Origin of the sequence: Flavobacterium turcicum, from assembly GCF_011365745.1 — a bacterium.
Taxonomy (GTDB): Bacteria; Bacteroidota; Bacteroidia; order Flavobacteriales; family Flavobacteriaceae; genus Flavobacterium; species Flavobacterium turcicum.
Window position 1 is genome coordinate 162,097 of the sequence record NZ_JAAOBY010000004.1, and the last position, 20,479, is coordinate 182,575.

15 protein-coding genes are annotated in these 20,479 nt (G+C 35.1%); 8 read left to right on the forward strand and 7 right to left on the reverse strand.

The window, feature by feature from the left end; all coding sequences use genetic code 11:
• The first annotated feature begins 49 nt into the window (after positions 1 to 49).
• Together G9Q29_RS08965 and G9Q29_RS08970 are read left to right on the forward strand one after the other, a co-directional pair.
• Positions 50 to 2,146, forward strand: coding sequence for a peptidylprolyl isomerase (locus G9Q29_RS08965; RefSeq protein WP_166135935.1), 2,097 nt, complete (start codon positions 50 to 52; stop codon positions 2,144 to 2,146).
• Between the two features lie 192 nt (positions 2,147 to 2,338).
• On the forward strand, positions 2,339 to 2,890 hold the full coding sequence (locus G9Q29_RS08970) for a hypothetical protein (protein ID WP_166135938.1): 552 nt from the start codon (positions 2,339 to 2,341) through the stop codon (positions 2,888 to 2,890).
• A gap of 55 nt (positions 2,891 to 2,945) precedes the next feature.
• On the opposite strand, the gene G9Q29_RS08975 is transcribed toward G9Q29_RS08970, so the two are convergent.
• Positions 2,946 to 3,860 (reverse strand): GYDIA family GHMP kinase, encoded by a 915-nt coding sequence (locus G9Q29_RS08975; protein ID WP_166135941.1) that lies wholly within the window; start codon positions 3,858 to 3,860, stop codon positions 2,946 to 2,948.
• Positions 3,861 to 3,902: 42 nt separating this feature from the next.
• Positions 3,903 to 5,219, reverse strand: a complete 1,317-nt coding sequence (locus G9Q29_RS08980) for a hydroxymethylglutaryl-CoA reductase, degradative (RefSeq protein WP_166135944.1) — start codon at positions 5,217 to 5,219, stop codon at positions 3,903 to 3,905.
• Between the two features lie 179 nt (positions 5,220 to 5,398).
• Between G9Q29_RS08980 and G9Q29_RS08985 the strand changes: the two genes are divergently transcribed.
• The 5 genes from G9Q29_RS08985 (at position 5,399) to G9Q29_RS09005 (ending at position 13,077) form a co-directional block, all read left to right on the forward strand.
• Positions 5,399 to 7,570 carry a S9 family peptidase gene (locus G9Q29_RS08985; protein WP_166135947.1) on the forward strand — a complete coding sequence of 724 codons (2,172 nt, stop codon included), beginning with the start codon at positions 5,399 to 5,401 and terminating at the stop codon, positions 7,568 to 7,570.
• A gap of 33 nt (positions 7,571 to 7,603) precedes the next feature.
• Complete coding sequence (locus G9Q29_RS08990; RefSeq protein WP_166135950.1) at positions 7,604 to 9,310, forward strand: peptide MFS transporter; 1,707 nt, start codon at positions 7,604 to 7,606, stop codon at positions 9,308 to 9,310.
• 88 nt (positions 9,311 to 9,398) lie between these two features.
• The gene (locus G9Q29_RS08995) at positions 9,399 to 11,057 is read left to right on the forward strand and encodes a peptide MFS transporter (RefSeq protein WP_166135953.1); all 1,659 of its coding nucleotides are present in this window, start codon (positions 9,399 to 9,401) and stop codon (positions 11,055 to 11,057) included.
• Between the two features lie 2 nt (positions 11,058 to 11,059).
• Positions 11,060 to 12,571: a peptide MFS transporter gene (locus G9Q29_RS09000; protein ID WP_166135956.1), complete on the forward strand. Its 1,512-nt coding sequence runs from the start codon at positions 11,060 to 11,062 to the stop codon at positions 12,569 to 12,571.
• Between the two features lie 47 nt (positions 12,572 to 12,618).
• Positions 12,619 to 13,077 (forward strand): thioredoxin family protein, encoded by a 459-nt coding sequence (locus G9Q29_RS09005; RefSeq protein ID WP_166135959.1) that lies wholly within the window; start codon positions 12,619 to 12,621, stop codon positions 13,075 to 13,077.
• Positions 13,078 to 13,082: 5 nt separating this feature from the next.
• Here the strand turns inward: G9Q29_RS09005 and G9Q29_RS09010 are convergent, their stop codons facing one another.
• The 5 genes from G9Q29_RS09010 to surE all read right to left on the reverse strand — a co-directional run bounded on the left by G9Q29_RS09010 (position 13,083) and on the right by surE (position 17,971).
• Complete coding sequence (locus tag G9Q29_RS09010; RefSeq protein WP_166135962.1) at positions 13,083 to 15,113, reverse strand: ComEC/Rec2 family competence protein; 2,031 nt, start codon at positions 15,111 to 15,113, stop codon at positions 13,083 to 13,085.
• A gap of 93 nt (positions 15,114 to 15,206) precedes the next feature.
• Positions 15,207 to 15,731 (reverse strand): C40 family peptidase, encoded by a 525-nt coding sequence (locus G9Q29_RS09015; RefSeq protein ID WP_166135965.1) that lies wholly within the window; start codon positions 15,729 to 15,731, stop codon positions 15,207 to 15,209.
• Between the two features lie 25 nt (positions 15,732 to 15,756).
• The gene (lpxB, locus tag G9Q29_RS09020) at positions 15,757 to 16,872 is read right to left on the reverse strand and encodes a lipid-A-disaccharide synthase (protein ID WP_166135968.1); all 1,116 of its coding nucleotides are present in this window, start codon (positions 16,870 to 16,872) and stop codon (positions 15,757 to 15,759) included.
• A gap of 54 nt (positions 16,873 to 16,926) precedes the next feature.
• Positions 16,927 to 17,232 carry a hypothetical protein gene (locus G9Q29_RS09025; protein ID WP_225872919.1) on the reverse strand — a complete coding sequence of 102 codons (306 nt, stop codon included), beginning with the start codon at positions 17,230 to 17,232 and terminating at the stop codon, positions 16,927 to 16,929.
• Complete coding sequence (gene surE, locus G9Q29_RS09030; RefSeq protein ID WP_166135971.1) at positions 17,192 to 17,971, reverse strand: 5'/3'-nucleotidase SurE; 780 nt, start codon at positions 17,969 to 17,971, stop codon at positions 17,192 to 17,194. Before surE ends, G9Q29_RS09025 begins: the two co-directional genes overlap by 41 nt.
• A 206-nt stretch (positions 17,972 to 18,177) precedes the next feature.
• Between surE and G9Q29_RS09035 the strand changes: the two genes are divergently transcribed.
• Positions 18,178 to 20,355, forward strand: a complete 2,178-nt coding sequence (locus tag G9Q29_RS09035; RefSeq protein WP_166135974.1) for a carboxy terminal-processing peptidase — start codon at positions 18,178 to 18,180, stop codon at positions 20,353 to 20,355.
• The last annotated feature ends 124 nt before the right edge of the window (positions 20,356 to 20,479 follow it).

Genomic DNA, 20,479 nt, shown 5'->3' on the forward strand with positions numbered 1-20,479 from the left:
TAGATAATTGTATTTTCGCAAACTGAATATAAAAATTAACAACAATAAAATGGCAGTTTTACAAAAAATTAGACAACGTTCACTTCTCTTGATACTTGTTATCGGGTTTTGTTTATTAGCATTTATCATAGGTGATATATTCAATAGTGGTGGTTTCAGTAGTACATCAAAAGATGTAGGAAGCATTGATGGAAAAGATATTTCATTCGAAGATTTCAGAGTGAAAGTAAGCAACGTAGAAAAAAGCGGCCAAGGTATTACGTCTACTCAAGCTGCGAATAGAGTTTGGGAGCAAGAAGTGTCTATTGCTTTATTGACTTCTGAATTCGAAAAGTTGGGTTTAAGAGTAGGTGAAAAACATTTGTTAGAGGTGTTAAAAGCAGATCAAAACATCGGTGGAAACCCATTGTTCTTGAATGCTGCTGGAGTTTTTGATGTTGCTAAATTCAAACAATATTTCAAGTCAAATCCAGAACAAGCTCAATTCTTAAAAGATAGAGAGAAAGATGCTGATTTGAACGCAAAGTTTCAAATGTACAACACAATGATCAAAGCTGCTGTGTACACAACTGAGAGCGAAGCAAAGTTGAAATACGAAATGGAGTCAAATAAAGTAAACTTTGCATATGTAGCAGGTTTGTACTCTACCATTAAAGATAGTGATGTAAAAATCACTGACGCCGAAATTCAAGATTTCATGGCGAAAAACAAGAAGAAATACAAAGCGGATGAGTCTCGCGAAGTGGATTATGTTTTAATAGAAGACAAGCCATCTGCAGCTGATGAAGCAGAAGTGAAATCTAAAATTAATGCGTTGTTATCAGGTAGCGTGGTGTACAACCAAACTACTGGTAAAAATGATACTGTTGCGGGTTTCAGAACTACTAAAAATGTAGTTGATTTTGTAAACTCAAATTCTGATGTTCCTTACGACTCAACTTATATCGCTAAGAAAGATTTACCTGCTGTAGATGCTGATAAATTATTTAACCTAGCTCCAGGTGCAGTTTACGGGCCTTATACTTTTGGTAAATACTATTGCATTTCTAAATCTTTAGGGATGAAAGCAGGAGTAAATGCAAAAGCAAGTCATATTTTAATTGGTTACGAAGGTTCTCAAACTCCTAGCCAAAAAGAAAAAAGAACAAAAGAGGATGCAAAAGAAAAAGCAGAAGCTCTTTTAGCTCAAGTTCAGGCAAATCCTGAAAGTTTCATGATGTTGGCTTTTACTAACTCAGATGATTCTTCAGCACAACAAGGTGGTGATTTAGGAACTTTTGGTCCTGGCCAAATGGTAAAACCATTCAATGATTTTGTTTTCGCAAATCCAATTGGAAAAATAGGTTTGGTAGAAACGCAGTTTGGTTTTCATATCATCAAAGTAACTGATAAGCAAGACGGAATTCGTTTGGCAACAGTAGCTCAAAAAATTGAGCCATCTGAAGCTACTTCTGATAAAGTTTTCACACAAGCTACTAAATTAGAAATGGACGCTGCAGGACAAGATTTAGCTAAAGTAGCTAATGGTTTAGGTCTTACAGTTGCACCTGCTGCAAGTGTAAAAGCAATGGACGAAAACTTTGGACCATTAGGAAACCAAAGAACTATTGTAAGATGGGCTTTTGAAAAAGGAGTAAAAGTTGGTGATGTAAAACGTTTTGAAGTTCCAAATGTAGGTCACGTAATTGCTAAATTGAAAAATATTGATAATTCTGGTTTAGTTGCTGTTTCTGTAGCAAGACCTTATGTAGAGTCTATCTTGAAAAACAAAAAGAAAGCCGAGTTGATCAAAGCTAAAATGACAGGTTCGTCTCTTGAAGCTATTGCAAAAGCAGTTGGCGGAACGGTGCAACAAGCTACTGGTATTACCCTAGAAAATGCTATGTTGCCTAATGTAGGACCAGAACCAAAAGTAGTAGGTAATGCATTTGCTCTAGCTGCAAATAAAGTATCTGCTCCTATTGAAGCGAATACAGGTGTTTACGTTGTTAAGAACACGAGTACTGTAAAAGCACCAGCTCTTAAAAACTACGCTGCTTACGTTACAAAGTTAAAAGCACAAAGTGCTGGAGATGCAAACAGAGTAGTTCCTGCTCTAAAAGCTAACGCTAAAATTGAAGATAACAGATTAGAATTTAACTACTAGTTCAATCTTACCGAATATAAAAACCCGATACTTTTTGAGTATCGGGTTTTTTGTTTATAGTTGGTAAGGAAAACGATGATGATTTTAATAATGATTCGTTTTATAAACTTTATATTGTTAATAAGTTTTAAATTAGCTTTTTAAGTATGTAAGAATATATCTTATTTTAGTTTAAGTTTTAAAATAAAAATTATGGAATTAAACAAATCCTTTTTATTGATTTTACTCTTTTTTTGTCAGCTGCTTTTTGCTCAGAATAAGGGTGTTGAAAATTCTAATTATAATATACAAACTGGTTTGCTCGGAGTTTGGGTAAATCGTGAAACTAAGTTATCTAATCAATTAGCTCTTAGAACCGAAGTTGGATTAGATTTAGGTTATCGGGGAGGTGATTTCGTTGGAAAAACAATTTTTGCTCTCACACCAAAATTAAGTATCGAACCGAGGTGGTATTACAATATTTTGAAAAGAGAGGGAAATAAAAAATATACTAAAAATAATAGTTCTAATTTTTTAACAATAGGATTTAATTATTATCCAGATTGGTTTGTTATTGCGAATAGAGATAATGTTAGTGTACCAAATCAGATGACTATAATTCCAAAATGGGGGATTAGAAGGGCAATAGCTAAAAGTAATTTTAATTATGAATTGGGAATTGGCTTAGGTAAAAAGTACTATTTTGATGTAGAGGAATGGGAGACTGCCGCTGATTTGCATATTAGAGTTGGTTATACTTTTTAAAATTATTCAAATAAAGAAAAAACCGTTTAAGTCAAAAACTTAAACGGTTTTTTCTTTATTTAATCATTTCTTCAAAGGGAATTACTATATCAAATCCTTTGGCATTAAAATAAGCTGTCGGGTTTGTTGTAGAGGCCGCTAAAACAAAATCGCCACCCCAAGCTCCTAAACTTTTTATTGTTCCTTCAAAGTCGGGAAACAATTGTTTTTGCACAGTTGGAGTTTCTAATATCGCACTTAAATTGTTTTCGTGTTCTCTTAAAACAGTTTCAAAGTCAGCTAGCGTTTTGGCTTGATAAGCTGCTATTGTCAAATTGTTTGTAGCAGTTATTATTTCTGCTAAGTTCGTTTTTTTATTTTTTTGATAAGCTTCAATAGCGGTTTTGCTATTCTGCTTTTTATTCAGGTATACAAAATAAAGGTCTTTGGTGAATTCAGGATGAAATTCAATTGGCTTTACTGTTGGTTGTCCTGCTTTTATTTCAAATACAATTGCACAGTTGTTTTGAGCGCAAGCAATATCATAGCCGCTGCCACCAAAGCTATTTTTTAAGAGTGTGAAGGCATCAATTTGCAACCACTGCGCAATGTTGTTGATCAAGGTTGATGATGTGCCTAAACCCCAGTTTTTAGGAAAAGTAAGTTCAGTACGCACCTTGTATCCTTGCTCCGCATTTAAAAAATTGGGATTCATTTTATAGCCTTCATGCAAAATCTCAATCAATGTGCTTTTTACAGATGAAGTATCGGATGTTTTACCAGATTTTATTTCTTCAAATAATAATGTGTCTTCAAACCAAATTGTTCCATCAAAGTCAATGCTTTTCCAATGAATTTGGTTTTGATTACCTTCTTCAATGATTAAATTTTGCCCTTGTTTGGTGGGTAGTGCAAAAGCTTGAGCGCCATCAAGGACAAGGTATTCGCCTGTAATCAATAGTTTGCCATTGCTATAAAATGTCTTTTTCATGTACTTAATATTATCGCTTTTTTTATTGGCGTAATAGTGTGCTTATTGGCGTAAACTTTCGGTGAAAGCTACTACGGCATTATGTGATACGGTGTTGTTTTCAAAATGTTTTTGAATAGCAATACGCTCTTCTTTCGTTGCTTCTAGCTGATTCAAGATGTTATTCAAATGCATCTTCATGTGTCCTTCTTGAATTCCTGTTGTGGTTAAAGATCGCAAGGCAGCAAAATTTTGTGCCAAACCTGCCACGGCCACAATTTGCATCAGTTCAGGAGCTGATGGTTTTTCGAGCATTTCTAATGATAATTTTACCACAGGATGCAAAGAGGTAAGTCCGCCCACAGTGCCTAATGCCAAAGGTACATCAAGCCAAAAAGTGAATATTCCGTTCTCTATTTTTGCGTGTGACAAACTGCTATATTGACCTTTTCGTGAAGCATAGGCGTGTACACCTGCTTCTACAGCGCGAAAATCGTTTCCTGTTGCAAGCACGACTGCATCAATACCATTCATAATTCCTTTGTTGTGTGTTACTGCTCGGTAAGGCTCAACCTCGGCAATTTGAACGGCTTGTACAAACTTAGTAGAAAATTCTTGCGGATTCGGGATTTCTTTATCCATCAAATCTTCAATCGGGCACGATACTTCGGCACGAACCAAACAATTAGGTACATAATTCGATAAAATACTCATTACAACCTCAATTTCACTCTCAGTTTCATTAAAAAGGCTGTAATTCTTGGCTTCTGCTTGTAAAGTTTTTGCAAATTGTTCCAGGCACGAATTGATAAAATTGGCTCCCATGCTGTCTTTAGTATCAAAGGTGGCATGCAATTGAAAATAATTGGGTAGCAAATCGGTTTTGTCTCTTAGTTCAATACTTCTTATTCCGCCACCGCGTTTTTGCATGTTGGCGGTGATTGAAGCTGTGGAAGTATAAAATTGTTCTTTGATTTGAGCGAAAAACAAATTGAGTTTAGATACTTCGCCTTGGTACAAAAAGTGAACTTGGCCAATTTTTTCAGTATCAATAATAGTGGTTTTAAAGCCGCCTCGAGTTGCCCAAAATTTGGCTGCTTTTGAGGCTGCTGCTACTACTGAACTTTCTTCAATAGCCATTGGAATAGTGGTGTACTTATCGTTTATGAGGAAATTTGGCGCCACACCAAGAGGAATATAAAAATTGGTTATGGTGTTTTCTATAAATTCATCATGCAGTTGTTGTACTTTTTCGTCTGTGTTCCAGTAATTTTTCAACAAAGCGATGGCCTCGTTTGGTGTTGAAAAATAGGTGTCGGCAATCCATTTTATTTTTTCTTCTTTGGATAATTTCGAAAATCCACTTATGGCCTTGTTCATTCTCAATTGATTATAATATGATGTCTACAAAGATACATTTTTGACAGTTTTAAAAAGCAACTAAATGAATCCTAATCGTGCTTTATTTTTGAGATTGTTTTTTACATTTAACATATAAAATGGCTCATATTTGTAATTTTTTCACTAAAATTGACGGTTTTTATCTTTAAATATATATTATGTATTCTAAAAAAATTATGGTGTTGTTTTTGTTCGTGTGTTTGAACCTTGTTGCACAACAAAAAATTACCATCGATGAAATTTACAACGGAACTTTTCGAACTCAAGGAATGGACGAATTGCAGTCCCTAAAAAATACCAATCAATATACCGTTTTGAATGCAGACAGGGCTAGCCGAAGCATGCAAATTGATCTATATGATTTTGCAACACTCAAAAAAGTATCTACACTTATTGATACCAAAGGGTACAAAGAATTAGCAAATGGTATTGACAGTTATACTTTTGACGCAAGTGAAAAATTGATTCTTTTGGCTTGTAATAGCAATGCAATTTTTCGTCATTCATTCACAGCAGATTATTTTTTATACGATACAACTACTAAAAAGCTAACTACTCTTTTTGATTTTCAGGTACAAGAGCCTACTTTTTCGCCTGACGGAAAAAAAATAGCGTACGCTCGTGACAATAATTTATTTGTTTACGATGTTGCGACTGCGACAAGTACAGCAATAACTACTGATGGTGTAAAGAATAGTGTTATCAATGGGATTACCGACTGGGTCTACGAAGAAGAATTTGCTTTTGTAAGAGCTTTTGATTGGAGCGCCGATAGCAAAAAAGTAGCGTTTATTCGTTTTGATGAAAGCGCAGTTCCTGAATTTTCAATGTCAATGTTCGGTAAAGAGTTGTATCCGTTCATGCAAACTTTCAAATACCCAAAAGCAGGAGAGAAAAATGCAACTGTATCTTTGCACGTGTATGACGTTGCTACAAAAGCTAAAAAAGATATCGACTTAAAAAATTACAAAGATTTTTATATAGCTCGTTTGAAATGGTCAACAGATGCCAATGTTTTATCAGCACAAGTTTTAAACCGTCATCAAGATAATCTAGATTTACTTTTTATTGACGGAAATACAGGTTCCGTAAAAGTAGCTTTAAACGAAAAAGACAAAGCGTATGTTGATGTAACAGATAATTTAACTTTCTTAAAAGACAATAGTTTTATTTGGACCTCAGAGAAAGACGGATTCAATCATATTTACTGGTACGATAAAAACGGAAAATTAAAAAATCAAGTGACTAAAGGAAATTGGGAAGTAACGAGCTACTATGGCCTTGATGAAAAAACAAAAACTATTTTTTATCAATCGGTAGAGAATGGTTCTATTAATAGAGATGTTTACCGTATTGGCTTGGATGGTAAAAATAAAGTACGTTTATCACAAGCAACAGGTACTACAAGAGCTACTTTTAGTCCAAACTTTCAATACTTCATCAGTACTTTTTCAAGCGCAACAATACCAACAAAATACACTTTGAACGAGTCAAAAGTGGGTAAAGAAATTCAAGTAATTCAAAGTAACGAAGGACTTTCAAAACGTCTAGAAGCGTACAAATTACCTACCAAAGAATTTTTTGTTCTAAAAACAGCTAAAGGTAATGAGTTGAATGCTTGGATGATCAAGCCAAAAGATTTTGATCCTGCAAAAAAATATCCAGTATTTATGTACCAGTACTCTGGTCCAGGTTCACAACAAGTAAACAATGATTGGAATGGCACAGATGATTATTGGTTCATGATGTTGTCACAACAAGGTTATATTGTAGCCTGTGTTGACGGACGTGGAACCGGTTTTAAAGGTGCTGATTTCAAAAAAGTGACGCAGTTGCAATTAGGGAAGTACGAAGTGGAGGATCAAATTGATGCTGCTAAAGTAATAGGTGACTATGCATTTGTGGATAAAAACAGAATTGGTATATTTGGCTGGTCGTTTGGTGGATTTATGGCTTCTAATTGTATTTTGAAAGGGAATGATGTGTTCAAAATGGCTATTGCGGTTGCTCCAGTAACTAACTGGCGTTTTTACGATAGCGTGTACACAGAGCGTTACATGCAAACCCCACAAGAAAATGCAAGTGGCTATGATGATAACTCTCCAATAAATCACGTGAATAAATTAAAAGGAAAGTATTTGTTGATTCACGGGTCAGGAGATGATAATGTACATGTTCAGAATACAATGCAAATGATGGAAGCTTTAATTCAAGCGAACAAACAATTTGACTCTCAAATTTATCCAGACAACAATCACGGGATTTATGGAGGTAAAACAAGAGTACAGTTGTATACCAAAATGACCAATTTTATTAAAGAAAATTTATAATAACACTAATTAAAACAAACCAAATTAAATAACATGAGTGAATCAGTAGCAAAATCAGGACATCCAAAAGGACTTTGGGTATTATTTGGAACCGAAATGTGGGAACGATTCAATTTTTATGGCATGCGTGCTATTTTGACTTTGTTCATGGTTAACGCCTTAATGCTTGGTGAATCAAATGCATCAATTATCTACGGTGGTTTCTTAGCTCTTTGTTATTTAACGCCTCTTTTAGGTGGCTTTATTTCTGATAAATATCTTGGAAATAGAAGTTGCATTATGTTGGGTGGAACTTTAATGGCCATCGGTCAGTTTTCATTATTCTACAGTGCAACTATTTATGATAGCAGTTTAGATTTATCAAAAGGAATGTTTTGGTTAGGTCTATTTGTAATAATTTTTGGAAACGGATTTTTTAAACCGAACATTTCGTCAATGGTGGGCAGTTTATATCCACCCCAAGAAAAAAGTAAATTAGATTCGGCATTCACCATTTTCTACATGGGAATTAATGTTGGAGCTTTGTTGAGTCAATATTTTGTTCCTCTTTTTGCAGATGTTAAAGTTGATGGTGTTCAAGATCCAACCGTTTTTAAGTGGGGTTATTTGATGGCTGGTGTGGCTATGGTTTTAGGAACATTGGTTTTCTACTTTTTGAAAGATAAATATGTTATTTCGCCTGAAGGATTACCAATTGGGGCAAAACCAAACAAAGATGTTTCTGTTGGAGAAGTAGAAGAGCAAGCTAAATTTTCAAGTAAGTCAATTGGATTAGCAGCGGTTTTATTTGTGATTTTGTTTTTTGCCTTTAGATATTTCTTGGTTTCTGAAATTGGATTTTCAAATTTCGAAATCGGTACTTTGGTAAAAGGAATTATTTACCCGATTATTTATGGAGCTGGAATTTCTCTAGCGTTTTTAATCATGAGCTCTGCGGAGAATAAAATTGAAAGAGAGAGAATTTGGGTAATTTACATTGTCTCATTTTTTATTATCTTCTTTTGGGCTGCATTTGAACAAGCGGGATCCTCTTTAACTTTTATTGCCTCAAATCAGACGGATAGAACATTCTTATTTGGTTGGGATATGCCAGCTTCGATGGTTCAAATTTTCAACGGACTTTTTGTTGTAATCCTTGCAGTTCCATTCAGTCTAATGTGGGATAAGCTTCGTGCACAAGGAAAAGAGCCTGTATCGCCAATGAAACAAGCCATAGGTTTAGGGTTGATTGCCTTGAGTTATTTAATAATTGCATACAATGTTAAAGATCTAGGCAACTCAGGACTATTGGCTATTAAATGGTTAGTATTGTTGTATTTCATTCAAACTATGGGTGAGCTTTGTCTGTCTCCTATTGGATTGTCGCTAGTAGGTAAATTGGCCCCTAAACGATTTGCTTCTTTGTTGTACGGTGTGTTTTTTATATCGAATGCCGCAGGTTACGCTCTTGCAGGGTCATTAGGAGCCATTATCCCAGCAACAGGAGATAAATTCCAAAAGGCAGAAAAATTAGGAATCAATTTACAGGATGTTCTTGATAAAAAAATCACTTTAACTCCAGAGCAAGTAGCCTTGTTTAATAAAGAACAATTACCTCTGGCAAATAACACATTTGCAGGATTTGAAATTCATAACTTATATGAGTTCTTTATGGTTTTTGTTATTCTATGTGGAATCGCTGCTGTAATCCTTGCAGTAATTTCTCCTAGATTAAAGAAAATGATGAACGGCTTAGGCTAGTTTGTCAAATGAAAATAGTTGTACACTTTTCAAACCTGCAATTCGCCACTGTGAACTTGTAGGTTTGTTTTTTTTAAATTGAATTATTATGTGGAAAAGTCATCCTAAAGCCTTGCCTTATTTGTTTTTGTCCGAAATGTGGGAACGTTTCGGTTATTATTTAATGATCGGAATTTTTACGTTGTACCTTAAAGATGTTGAGTCGGGGTTTTCAATGACCGAAAAAGAATCGTCTGATTTGTACGGAACTTTCATTGCCTTGGTGTTTTTAACACCTTTTATTGGTGGTTTAATTGCTGATCGTTATTTGGGCTACAAAAAATCAATTGTTATTGGTGGTTTGATGATGGCTGTGGGTTACATGATGATGGGAATCCCGAATTTAACAATGCTGTATGTTGCCATGACGCTTGTTATAATTGGTAACGGATTTTTCAAACCAAACATTTCAACTTTGTTGGGTAATTTCTATAACGATGAGGAATACAAAGACAAAAAGGATGAGGGTTACAACATTTTTTATATGGGAATCAATGTAGGTGCTTTCATTTGTAACTTTTTTGGAGCCGCACTAAAAATTCTTTTCGGCTGGCAAGAGGCTTTTATGGCTGCGGGTGTAGGGATGTTTATTGGTGTGCTAGTGTTCATGTTAGGGACCAAGCATTATGGTGACAAAACGGAGAAGAAAGGAATTCAAGAAGGCGATATGCCGTTCTCTAAAATTGTAATGTACATTTTGGTACCATCGGTTATTTTTGGTGTAATTGGTTGGTTTATCAAAGGAGTTACTACAGCAACTAATGCTGATAGCTCTATATTTGGGTCAGATAGTACCGATGCCTTTATTTTTGCATGTATCCCGATTGTATGGTTTTATAGCAGTTTGTATTTTAAAGCCAAGCCCGCTGAAAAGCGTCCGATTGGTGCGTTGCTATCTATTTTTGCAGTGGTTATTTTGTTTTGGGCCGTATTCAAATTGAATGGTTCAGCATTAAACAATTGGGGTGATAAATATACAGATCGTGAGTTGGTAGGCGTTCCGCAAAAAGTAGGTTCACAACTTTTCTTAATAGACACTTTAACTTATAAAAAAGATTCTGTTGCGCTTTACGATGCTGCGTTCCGAATTCAAAAAGAAGACGGCAAGGTGGTAAAAGTGGTTGATTATCCGCTTTATTTTCGGAATGTAGCCAAAGAAAAATTACCTGAAGAAGAAAGTAAAATTTATACTTGGTCGGCTAATTTGAGTCAATCCATAAATCCGGGATGGGTTATTTTATTAACTCCGCTAGTAGTTGCCTTTTTTACATTTTTACGAAGCAGAAAAAAAGAACCTTCTACACCAACCAAAATAGCTTTTGGACTATTATTATCTGCCTTGTCCGTTTTGGTAATGGTTGCTGCTGTGCATATAGGTAACAACGGAACTGAAAAAGTATCAGTTTGGTGGTTGGTTGCAAATTATGGTGTAATCACGATTGGAGAATTATTCTTAAGTCCAATGGGATTGTCAATTGTATCTAAATTATCACCAAAAAACATTACCGCTTTAATGATGGGTGGATGGTTTTTAGCCACTTCAATTGGGAATAAACTATCTGGAGTTTTAGCTAGTATGTGGGATTCTTACGAGGATAAGGCCAATTTCTTTTGGCTGAATTTTGGCTTGCTCATGTTTGCAACAGCGCTAATGTTTGCCTTGGTCAAAAACCTAAATAAAGTGATGAAAGATCACGGAATAAATTAAGTATGGCTCAGATGCAAAGTTTAGAACAAATTCAAAATTTTAAAGGCAAATACCCAAAACAATTGTGGTATTTGTTTTTTAGTGAAATGTGGGAACGGTTTTGTTTCTATGGAATGCGCGGTATGCTCGTAGTTTTTATGGTGAATCATTTGGCCATGAACGAAACGGTAGCCAATTTACAATACGGTGCCACACAGGCGTGGGTGTATGCTTTTACCTTTATCGGAGGTTTGTTTGCTGATAAAATTTTAGGCTTGCGCAAGTCACTCTTTTGGGGAGGAATTCTAATGATTATTGGAAGTGCAATTCTGGCATTTGATCCTAAAAATTTCTTCTTTATCGGGTTGGGATTCACAATTGTAGGTACGGGTTTTTTTAAGCCCAATATCTCTTCAATGGTAGGGCAGTTGTACGCCAATAATGACCCGAGACGTGATGCTGGATTTTCATTTTTTTATATGGGTGTGAATTTGGGTGCGTTAATAGGTGGTTATATTTGTATTGCTGTGGCCGAAGGTTCCATGTGGCAATCGCTTGTTCCTGAACATTTGCGCTGGAATGTAGGTTTCGGTTTTGCAGCCGTTGTTATGATTGTTAGTCTACTTACATTCACGCAAACTCAAAAAACATTAGGCCCAATTGGTCTTTCGCCCCTTACTCACTTCACGGGAACTAAAAAGCGGAATTTAGAAATGCTTACTTATCTAGCGTCTCTGGCTGTAGTTCCGTTAATTATTATAATGGTTGCTAATACACGCTACACAGATTATTTTATGCTGTTTATTGGGCCGGCTTCAGTTTTGTATTTGTTTTATGAGATGGAGAATTTTACTGTTGTCGAAAACAAAAAGCTGATTGCAGCATTGGTTTTTATAATTTTTTCTATTTTTTTCTGGGCATTTTTTGAGCAGAGTGGCGGATCGTTAAGTTTGTTTGCTGCCAATAATTTAAATAACGAAATAGCAGGAGTAACATTGAGTCCAAATGGAGTCAATAATTCAGCCAATTCCTTTTTTGTAATCGGTTTTGCAGCAATAGTAGGTTTGGTTTGGCTATGGATGGCAAAGCGCAAAATTGAGCCCAATACGGTTATCAAGTTTGGCTTGGCATTTTTATTTCTGGCTGGTGGTTTCTGGATTTTTTATTACACTAAATTCTTTGCTGATTTTAACGGAAAAACTTCTTTAGGAATTTTTACAATGGGATGGTTGGTCATTACTTTTGGAGAGTTGTGTTTGTCTCCTATCGGTATGTCGGCTATGACTAAACTTTCGCCCCAAAAAACACAAGCTGTTATTATGGGAATGTGGTTTTTAGCTAGTGCTTATGGTCAGTATTTTGCTGGTTTATTAGGTGCGAATATTGCGGAAGCGTCATCCAATGAAACCAACTTGGTCAAATTAAACGTATATGCTGATGGATACTTGCAGTTGAGTTATTACGCGTTGGCTGCAGGTGTAATATTAATTGTTATTTCGCCTTTAGTAAAAAAATTAATGCAAGATGTGAAATAAGTGATGATTAGGTATTATTTTTGATTTACAAAATAAAAAATTCAAATATGAAAAAAATATTTTTAGCGCTGATGTTGGTTATGGGTTCCTTTGCTATTCAAGCGCAAGAATTAGTTTGGGAAACAAATGTGAATAAAGCAATTGAGGTTTCTAAAACAACTAAAAAACCATTACTAATGTTTTTTACAGGCAGCGATTGGTGTGGCTGGTGTATTCGTTTGCAAAAAGAGGTTTTAAAAACGCCAGAATTTGCTACATGGGCTAAAGATAATGTTGTTTTGGTAGAATTAGATTACCCAAGACGAGCACCACAAACAGAAGAAATTAAAAAACAAAATAGTGAGTTGCAAATGGCTTTCCAAATACAAGGTTTCCCGACGGTTGTATTTGCGAACGTAAAGGATGTTGATGGTAAAGTTAATTTTGAAGGTATTGGAAGTACTGGTTACGTTCCAGGAGGACCAACAGCTTGGTTGGCAGTTGCAGATGGTTTTCTAAAAAAATAATACAATCAATTTAGTTTAAAATATCCCTTTTCGGCAGTGGCATGAAAAGGGATATTTTGTTTTTGGCAACTTTGTTCCCATTTCCATCTTGCTTTTTTAAAATTGCTGCCATCTGCAATTACTGTTTTTGGATGCAATTGTATTAAAACGCGATCAAGATTTACCCTAGTAGATTGAGTTAAAAGCAAAATGTCTGGCTTTACTTTAGGTGACCAAACTGCTAAACTATCCAAGATTAATATCTTTTTGCCTTTGTAAAAAAGTACATTTTTAAGCGGTTTTATAGAATTGATTTTGCTAAAATTAGCTAGTTCGTACGATTTCAAAGTGTTTAATGAAGAGTTATTTTTTACGTCGCTTCTAGAATAAGCAAGGATGAAATTTCCATTCCGCTTGCTGATTAAAGTGTTTTTTTGAGTATTAAAGACGATCATCTCAGCTTGCTGTTCAAACTGGTTTTTCAATACTAAATACGTACTTTGTGTGACAATTATACTCACCAATACTGCCAGTAATTTGTAAAAACTTGGTTTTTTGCACCATAAAACTACTGTTACAATGATGCAATAGCTGCACAACAAAAGATAAAAATGTAGCGGTATGTCTTTCAAAATAAATTGCTCAACCGATGCAATTTTACTTATTATCCAATTAATAATCCAAATACCCCATTCTAAAATTTGTGAAAGCGCGCGTGGTACTTCGGTGAAAGCAGCCCAACTCATGACTATAATTCCTATCGCCATGATGAATAAAAGTAATGGAATAATTATCAAATTGGTAATAAAAAACAATCCAGGGAACTGATGGAAATAGTAAATGCTGAGTGGCAAAGTCCCAATTTGTGCAGCAAATGAAACTGTAAGAATGTCCCAAAAATAGCGCACTAATTTGTATTTTGGACTCCATAAAGTTCCTAGCAGCGGCTGCAGCCACACAATGAAAAATAAGGCAATATAACTTAATTGAAAACCTACATCGAATAAAAATGAAGGTTCAAAAAGTAAAATTATAAAGATTGATGCTATTAAAGTGTGATAAATAGATGTATTTCGGCTCAGGTGATTACCAATTGCAACAAATGAAAACATGGTAACAGAACGAACTACAGATGGCGCTAGTCCTGCTAGTATTCCAAACAACCACAAGCTCAACAGAATTATTACTAGCTTCAAAGCAGAACCTCTTTTGTTGTTTGGTATAGGACGTAATAAAAAAGTCATGAAAAGCATTATAAACCCAATGTGTAAACCTGATACGGATAAAATATGTACGGCGCCTGCATATTGATAATCTCTAATGATAGCCGGATCAATTTCTTGTTGTTGACCTAAAATTAATGCTATCGCCACCTGTAGTTCTCGATTGGAGAACTGGTTGGCTTTTAAATTTGAAATTAGATTTTCGCGAAAGCGAGCCGTGTAATACCAAATGTCTTTCTCGCAGGAAGTACTAATAGATAGGTCCTCAGGATTGCTGTATAATTGCGCATAAATTTGCTTGTTTAGAAGGTATTTGCCAAAATCAAATTGGTTTGGATTGCTAGCAGTTTTATTAGCAATCAATATTCCGTTGATTTTTAATTTACTTCCAATAGGCATTGTTATAGGTAGGCTATCTGTTGCGATATTTAAGATGATAGAACCGTTTTGGCGTTGGTTTTTTATCTGCGTAATTTGGGCCACATACCTGCTGGTAAATGATGAATTCTTTAATTTTTCTCGAACAGTTAGGGTAATTAAAGTTGGTTTCGCAAATGCGGATTTGTTATGGCTGTAATGTTTGGAGTCAAAGGAATCGTTGTGAATAATTGTTGTATAAATTCCAATCAAAATCATTATCAGTAAACTGACCAGTCCGAAAAAAGTGGGCTGCTGTTTGCCAATAGTAAAACTATTTATGCAACATAAGAGTAACAACAAAACGGTCAAGCTAATCCCAATAATAGTTGGCGAAAAGACATATAAATGCGCTAGCAATAAGCCAAAAATAAATCCTACGGTTAGTTTTGTAAGTGGGAAATGTAGCACTTTCATAAATCTAAAGTACACATTTTAAGTAACAAACGAATCTAATTGTAAACTAAATTACTGTTTTAAAAAGATTTATTCACCATCGATTGTATCTGTTTAAAAAATACGATTAACTTGAATCAAGGTTCGTTTGTAATAGGGTTCTTTTGTAGATGATATGATTACACCTTTAGAAGTAGAGGAGTGTATAAAGGAGATTCCTTGATCTGTAACCTCAGTAACCAAACCCACATGATTGATTTGCCTGCTAGAATTAGTAGTAAAAAAAATGAGGTCGCCCTTTTGTGCCTGATCTTTTTTAAGATTTATTGCTTGCCCTACTTTTGCTTGCTCGTAGGAGTTGCGTGGTAATACAATATCTTGCGATTTAAAAACGGTATATATCAAGCCAGAGCAATCATAGCCAGCTTTAGAAGTTCCTGCATATTTGTATTTTACTCCAATATTTTCTTCAGCAGTAGTAATCAATTCGTCAATAAGTTGCGCCGTTTTTCGTTTTTCGTTCTTTGAAAACTTGCTTTTGTTTGCTTCGTTTTTTGAATTGATTATTGGTGAAGTACCTTTACATGAGACAATCAATAGTGCCAGGACAAAAGGTAACAAAAATGATTGTAAGCGCATATAAGCAAAAAATAGATTACAGAATTTATGAGCGGATGTGTTGCACGATTTGTGCCGCTGTTTTAGAACTGGCGCCTACTCCGCCAAGGCGCTGTTCTAACAACGCATATTTTTCAAGTATCGTATCTCGATTTTTAGGATCTAATAAGGATTGAAGTTCTCTTGTAATTGTTTCGGTGGTACAATCGTCCTGAATCAGTTCAGTAACCACTTCTTGATCCATAATCAAATTTACAAGCGAAATATATTTTAATGTAATGATTCTTTTAGCAATTTGGTAGGATACCCAACTGCCTTTGTAGCACACAACTTCGGGAACTTTAAACAAAGCTGTTTCAAGCGTTGCAGTACCGGAAGTTACCAATGCGGCAGTTGCGTTTTGCAAAAGCTCGTAGGTTTTATTAGAAATAAATTTAACGTTTTCCTGCGTAATAAAGGGTTGATAAAAAGAATAGTCTTGGCTTGGTGCTCCTGCTATGACAAATTGATATTCAGGAAATTTTGGCACCACACTAAGCATGACCTCGAGCATTTTAGTAATTTCCTGTTTGCGACTTCCAGGAAGTAAAGCTATAATGGGTTTCTCATTCAATTGGTTGTTGGTGCGAAACAATTGTTTATCAGTGTGAGATTGCTGTTGAATGGCATCAATAAGCGGGTGCCCAACAAAGCTAACCGGATAATGGTGCTTGTCCTCATAAAATGTTTTTTCAAAAGGCAAAATAACATACATGTGGTCAATGTCGCGTTTAATATCTTTAATTCGACTTTCCTTCCACGCCCATATTTGAGGTGAAATATAATAATGTGTTGCAATACCTAGTTTTTTTGCCCATTTAGCAATACGCAAATTAAAACCAGGATAATCGATAAAGATGATCGCATCAGGTTGAAAAGCAAGAATGTCTTTTTTGCAAATTGTAATATTTTTTAATATTGTTCTCAAATTAAAAAGTACTTCAACAAAACCCATGAAAGCAAGTTCCCTATAGTGTTTTACCAAAGTTCCGCCAACGGCTTGCATCAAATCGCCACCCCAAAAACGGATTTCAGCTTGTGGATCTTTTTGTAGCAACTCTTTCATTAAGTTAGCACCGTGCAAATCACCTGATGCCTCTCCTGCAATGATGTAATATTTCATTTTTTGTAGAATTCGATTTTTAATTTGAAGTACAAGATGTTTGCAAAGATAGCTTTATATAAACAAGGTTAACAAAGCAATAACCATTACAGCGAGTACCATACCTCTGGCCATTAGTTCTTTGTTAAATTTTAATGCGAGTCCAAAAGCGGCTAATGTCGCAATGCAGCCAAGAGTAATTATTTTTCCGAGATTGCCTTGTGATTTTATGATTTGTATTCCCGATATAAAATCATATTCTGTCATGATAATTACAAATAGATAACTACCGAACAGAGTGGTTGCAAACCCAATTAGAAACCCAAGTAGTAAGTCTTTTTTATTCATTCCAGTTCCAAGTGTTAAGTTGTTGAATAGCATGATGCGCGGTTAAGTCAAATTGTACTGGAACTACTGAGATATATCCGTTAGCCAATGCCCATTCATCTGTATCTTGCCCGTGGTCTTGATTAACGAATTCTCCGGTAAGCCAATAATAATCTTTGCCATGCGGTGTTTGGCGTTTATCAAAACGCTCCTGCCACATTGCTTTGGCCTGACGCGCTATTTTTATACCTTTTATTTCGTCTTGTTTTAATTTAGGGAAATTAACATTCAAGAGTACGCCATCAGGTAGGCCTTGCTGTAAGACTTGGGAAACAATTTGTTTTATGAATGTTTTAGTCGGTTCAAAATCCGCATCCCAATTGTAATCACTTAATGAAAAACCAATTGCAGGAATACCCTCAATACCAGCTTCCATGGCAGCACTCATTGTTCCTGAATAAATAACATTGATAGAGGAGTTAGAGCCATGATTGATTCCAGACACGCAAAGATCGGGTTTGCGTTTCAAAATTTCGTTTACGGCAAGTTTTACACAATCCACGGGTGTTCCAGAACAACTGTATTCCGTAACAGCATCACCGTCTTTTGATATTTTGTTTAAATATAAGGTACTGTTTATGGTTATAGCATGACCCATAGCGCTTTGTGGTTTGTCTGGCGCCACTACCACAACATCGCCCAATTGTGTCATAACCGAAATTAGTGTTCTGATACCAGGAGCGCTTATACCATCATCGTTTGTAATTAAAATTAAGGGTGTTTTTTTATCCATGGCAAATAGTTCAAAAAAAGGAAATATATTTAAAAATACAACAAATGTACTCACTCCAAATGGGATAAAATGAACAAAAGATAAAAATTTGTTATTGAAATTTATTTTGAAGTTTTAAAAAAAACAATTTTATATCTTTAACAAAAATTTATGGGAGCCGCGCCATCGCTGGCATAGTTTTTACCGTAACTTAGAATAAAAAATTCATGAATACTATTCTTCACTTTATGAAAAGAAATTATAAAATTATTCTTGTTGTCGCATGTATTTCGATAACATTGTTTGCCTTTAAAATGAATAACTCCAAGGCTAATGATCCTGAGAAGGATAAGTTGCTTTTAGAGTTACTCACTTTTGTGATTGAAAAAGGGCATTACAGTCCTGCAACCATAGACGACAACTTTTCTAAAGGAGTGTATAAAGATTATATTGAGGCTTTAGATCCCTCAAAACGTTTCTTTTTACAATCAGATATTGACGAGTTTGCAAAATACGAGTTGCAGCTAGACGATCAAATTATGAACAAAGACTTAACGTTTTTCGATCTTACTTACAATAGATTGATGAAGCGTATGGAAGAAAGCACCAAAATTTATAAAGAAGTTCTAAAAAAACCATTTGATTTTACTGTTGACGAAAGTTTCAATATCGATTATGAAAAAGCGCCTTACAGTGCTTCGGTTAAAGAACTTAATGATAAATGGCGCAAGCAAATCAAACTTTCAACGCTTTCTTCATTGGTTGACAAACAAAAGTTAGAGGAAGACAAGAAAAAGAATGATGCTTCGTATACAATAAAATCGTTTACAGATTTAGAAAAAGAAACGAGAGCTACTTCCGAAAAATCGCTTGATGAATATTTCGGTTTTATTAAAGAATTGAATAGAAACGATTGGTTTTCAGTTTACATTAATTCAATTACAGCACGTTTTGATCCGCACACGAATTATTTTGCTCCTGAAGAAAAGGAACGTTTTGATGTGAGTATGAGTGGTAAATTAGAAGGAATTGGCGCTCGTTTGCAAAAGAAAAATGATTTGACTGAAATTTCAGAATTGATTTCTGGAGGTCCAGCATGGCGAGGAAAGCAAATAGAAGCTGGCGATGTTGTGATGAAAGTGGCACAAGGTAACGGTGAAGCTGTTGATGTGGTTGGAATGCGTTTAGATGATGTGGTTAAAAAAATCAAAGGACCAAAAGGTTCAGAGGTTCGATTGACAGTGAAAAAAGTAGATGGAACTATCAAAATAGTATCAATTATTCGTGATATTGTAGAAATTGAAGAAACTTACGCAAAGTCAAGTATCGTACAAAAGGGCGATTCTAAATATGGCGTAATTTATTTACCAAAGTTTTATATAGATTTTGAAAATCCTCAAGGACGTGATGCTGGAAAAGATATTGCTTTAGAAGTAGATCGATTAAAAAAAGAAGGTGTAAACGGTATCGTGTTAGATGTTCGTGATGATGGTGGTGGATCTTTGTCAACAGTAGTTGATATAGCGGGTCTTTTCATTGAGCAAGGACCAATCGTACAAATTAAATCAGCAGGTAGAAAAAAAGAAGTTCTGTACGATCGTGATAAAAAAATAGAGTGGGATGGTCCGCTTGTAATTATGGTGAATAGTTTTTCAGCATCAGCATCTGAGATTTTAGCAGCTGCAATTCAAGATTATAAACGCGGTGTGATTATTGGTAGTAAACAAACCTACGGGAAAGGAACAGTGCAAAATGTGATCGATTTGAATCAATTTGTACGTAGTAATTCAGTAGGTGATTTAGGAGCCATTAAAACTACAACTCAAAAATTTTATAGAATTAATGGTGGTTCTACTCAGTTAGAAGGTGTGTCTAGTGATATTGTTATGCCAGACCGTTATGCTTATTTAAAAATGGGAGAGCGTGATGTTGACAATGCCATGCCATGGGATAAAATTGATCAGGCTGATTATCAAGTTTGGAACAAAAATGCCAATTTTAACCAAGCTATTTCCAATAGTAAATCTAGAATCAGTAGCAATGCTCAGTTCCAATTAATAGAGGAAAATGCAAAATGGATTGATAGCCGAAGCGAGGAAAATGTATACAGCTTAAACATCGATAAATTTAAGGTGGCACAAACTGAAATTGAGGAAAAAGCTAAAAAATACAAGCCAATTACTGATTATAAAAACGACTTGTTGTTTACTTCCCTTCCGTATGAGAAAGATGCTATGAGTAAAGATTTAACTCTAAAAGAAAAAAGAGAACGCTGGCACGAAGCTTTAGCAAAAGATATTTATGTAGAGGAAGCTTTGAATGTTTTAGATGATTTGCAAGGTAAATCAGTTGCAAAAAAGACAATGCCTGTTAAAATTAAAAAAGACAAACTAGCAAAGTCATAATCTGATATAAGATAAATTTAATAAAGCGCGCAGGATACGATAAGTACCTTGCGCGTTTTTTTATACGCTCTATTTTGAGTAGCGAATAATGTGTAATTTATAGCTGTATATTTACCTATATTTG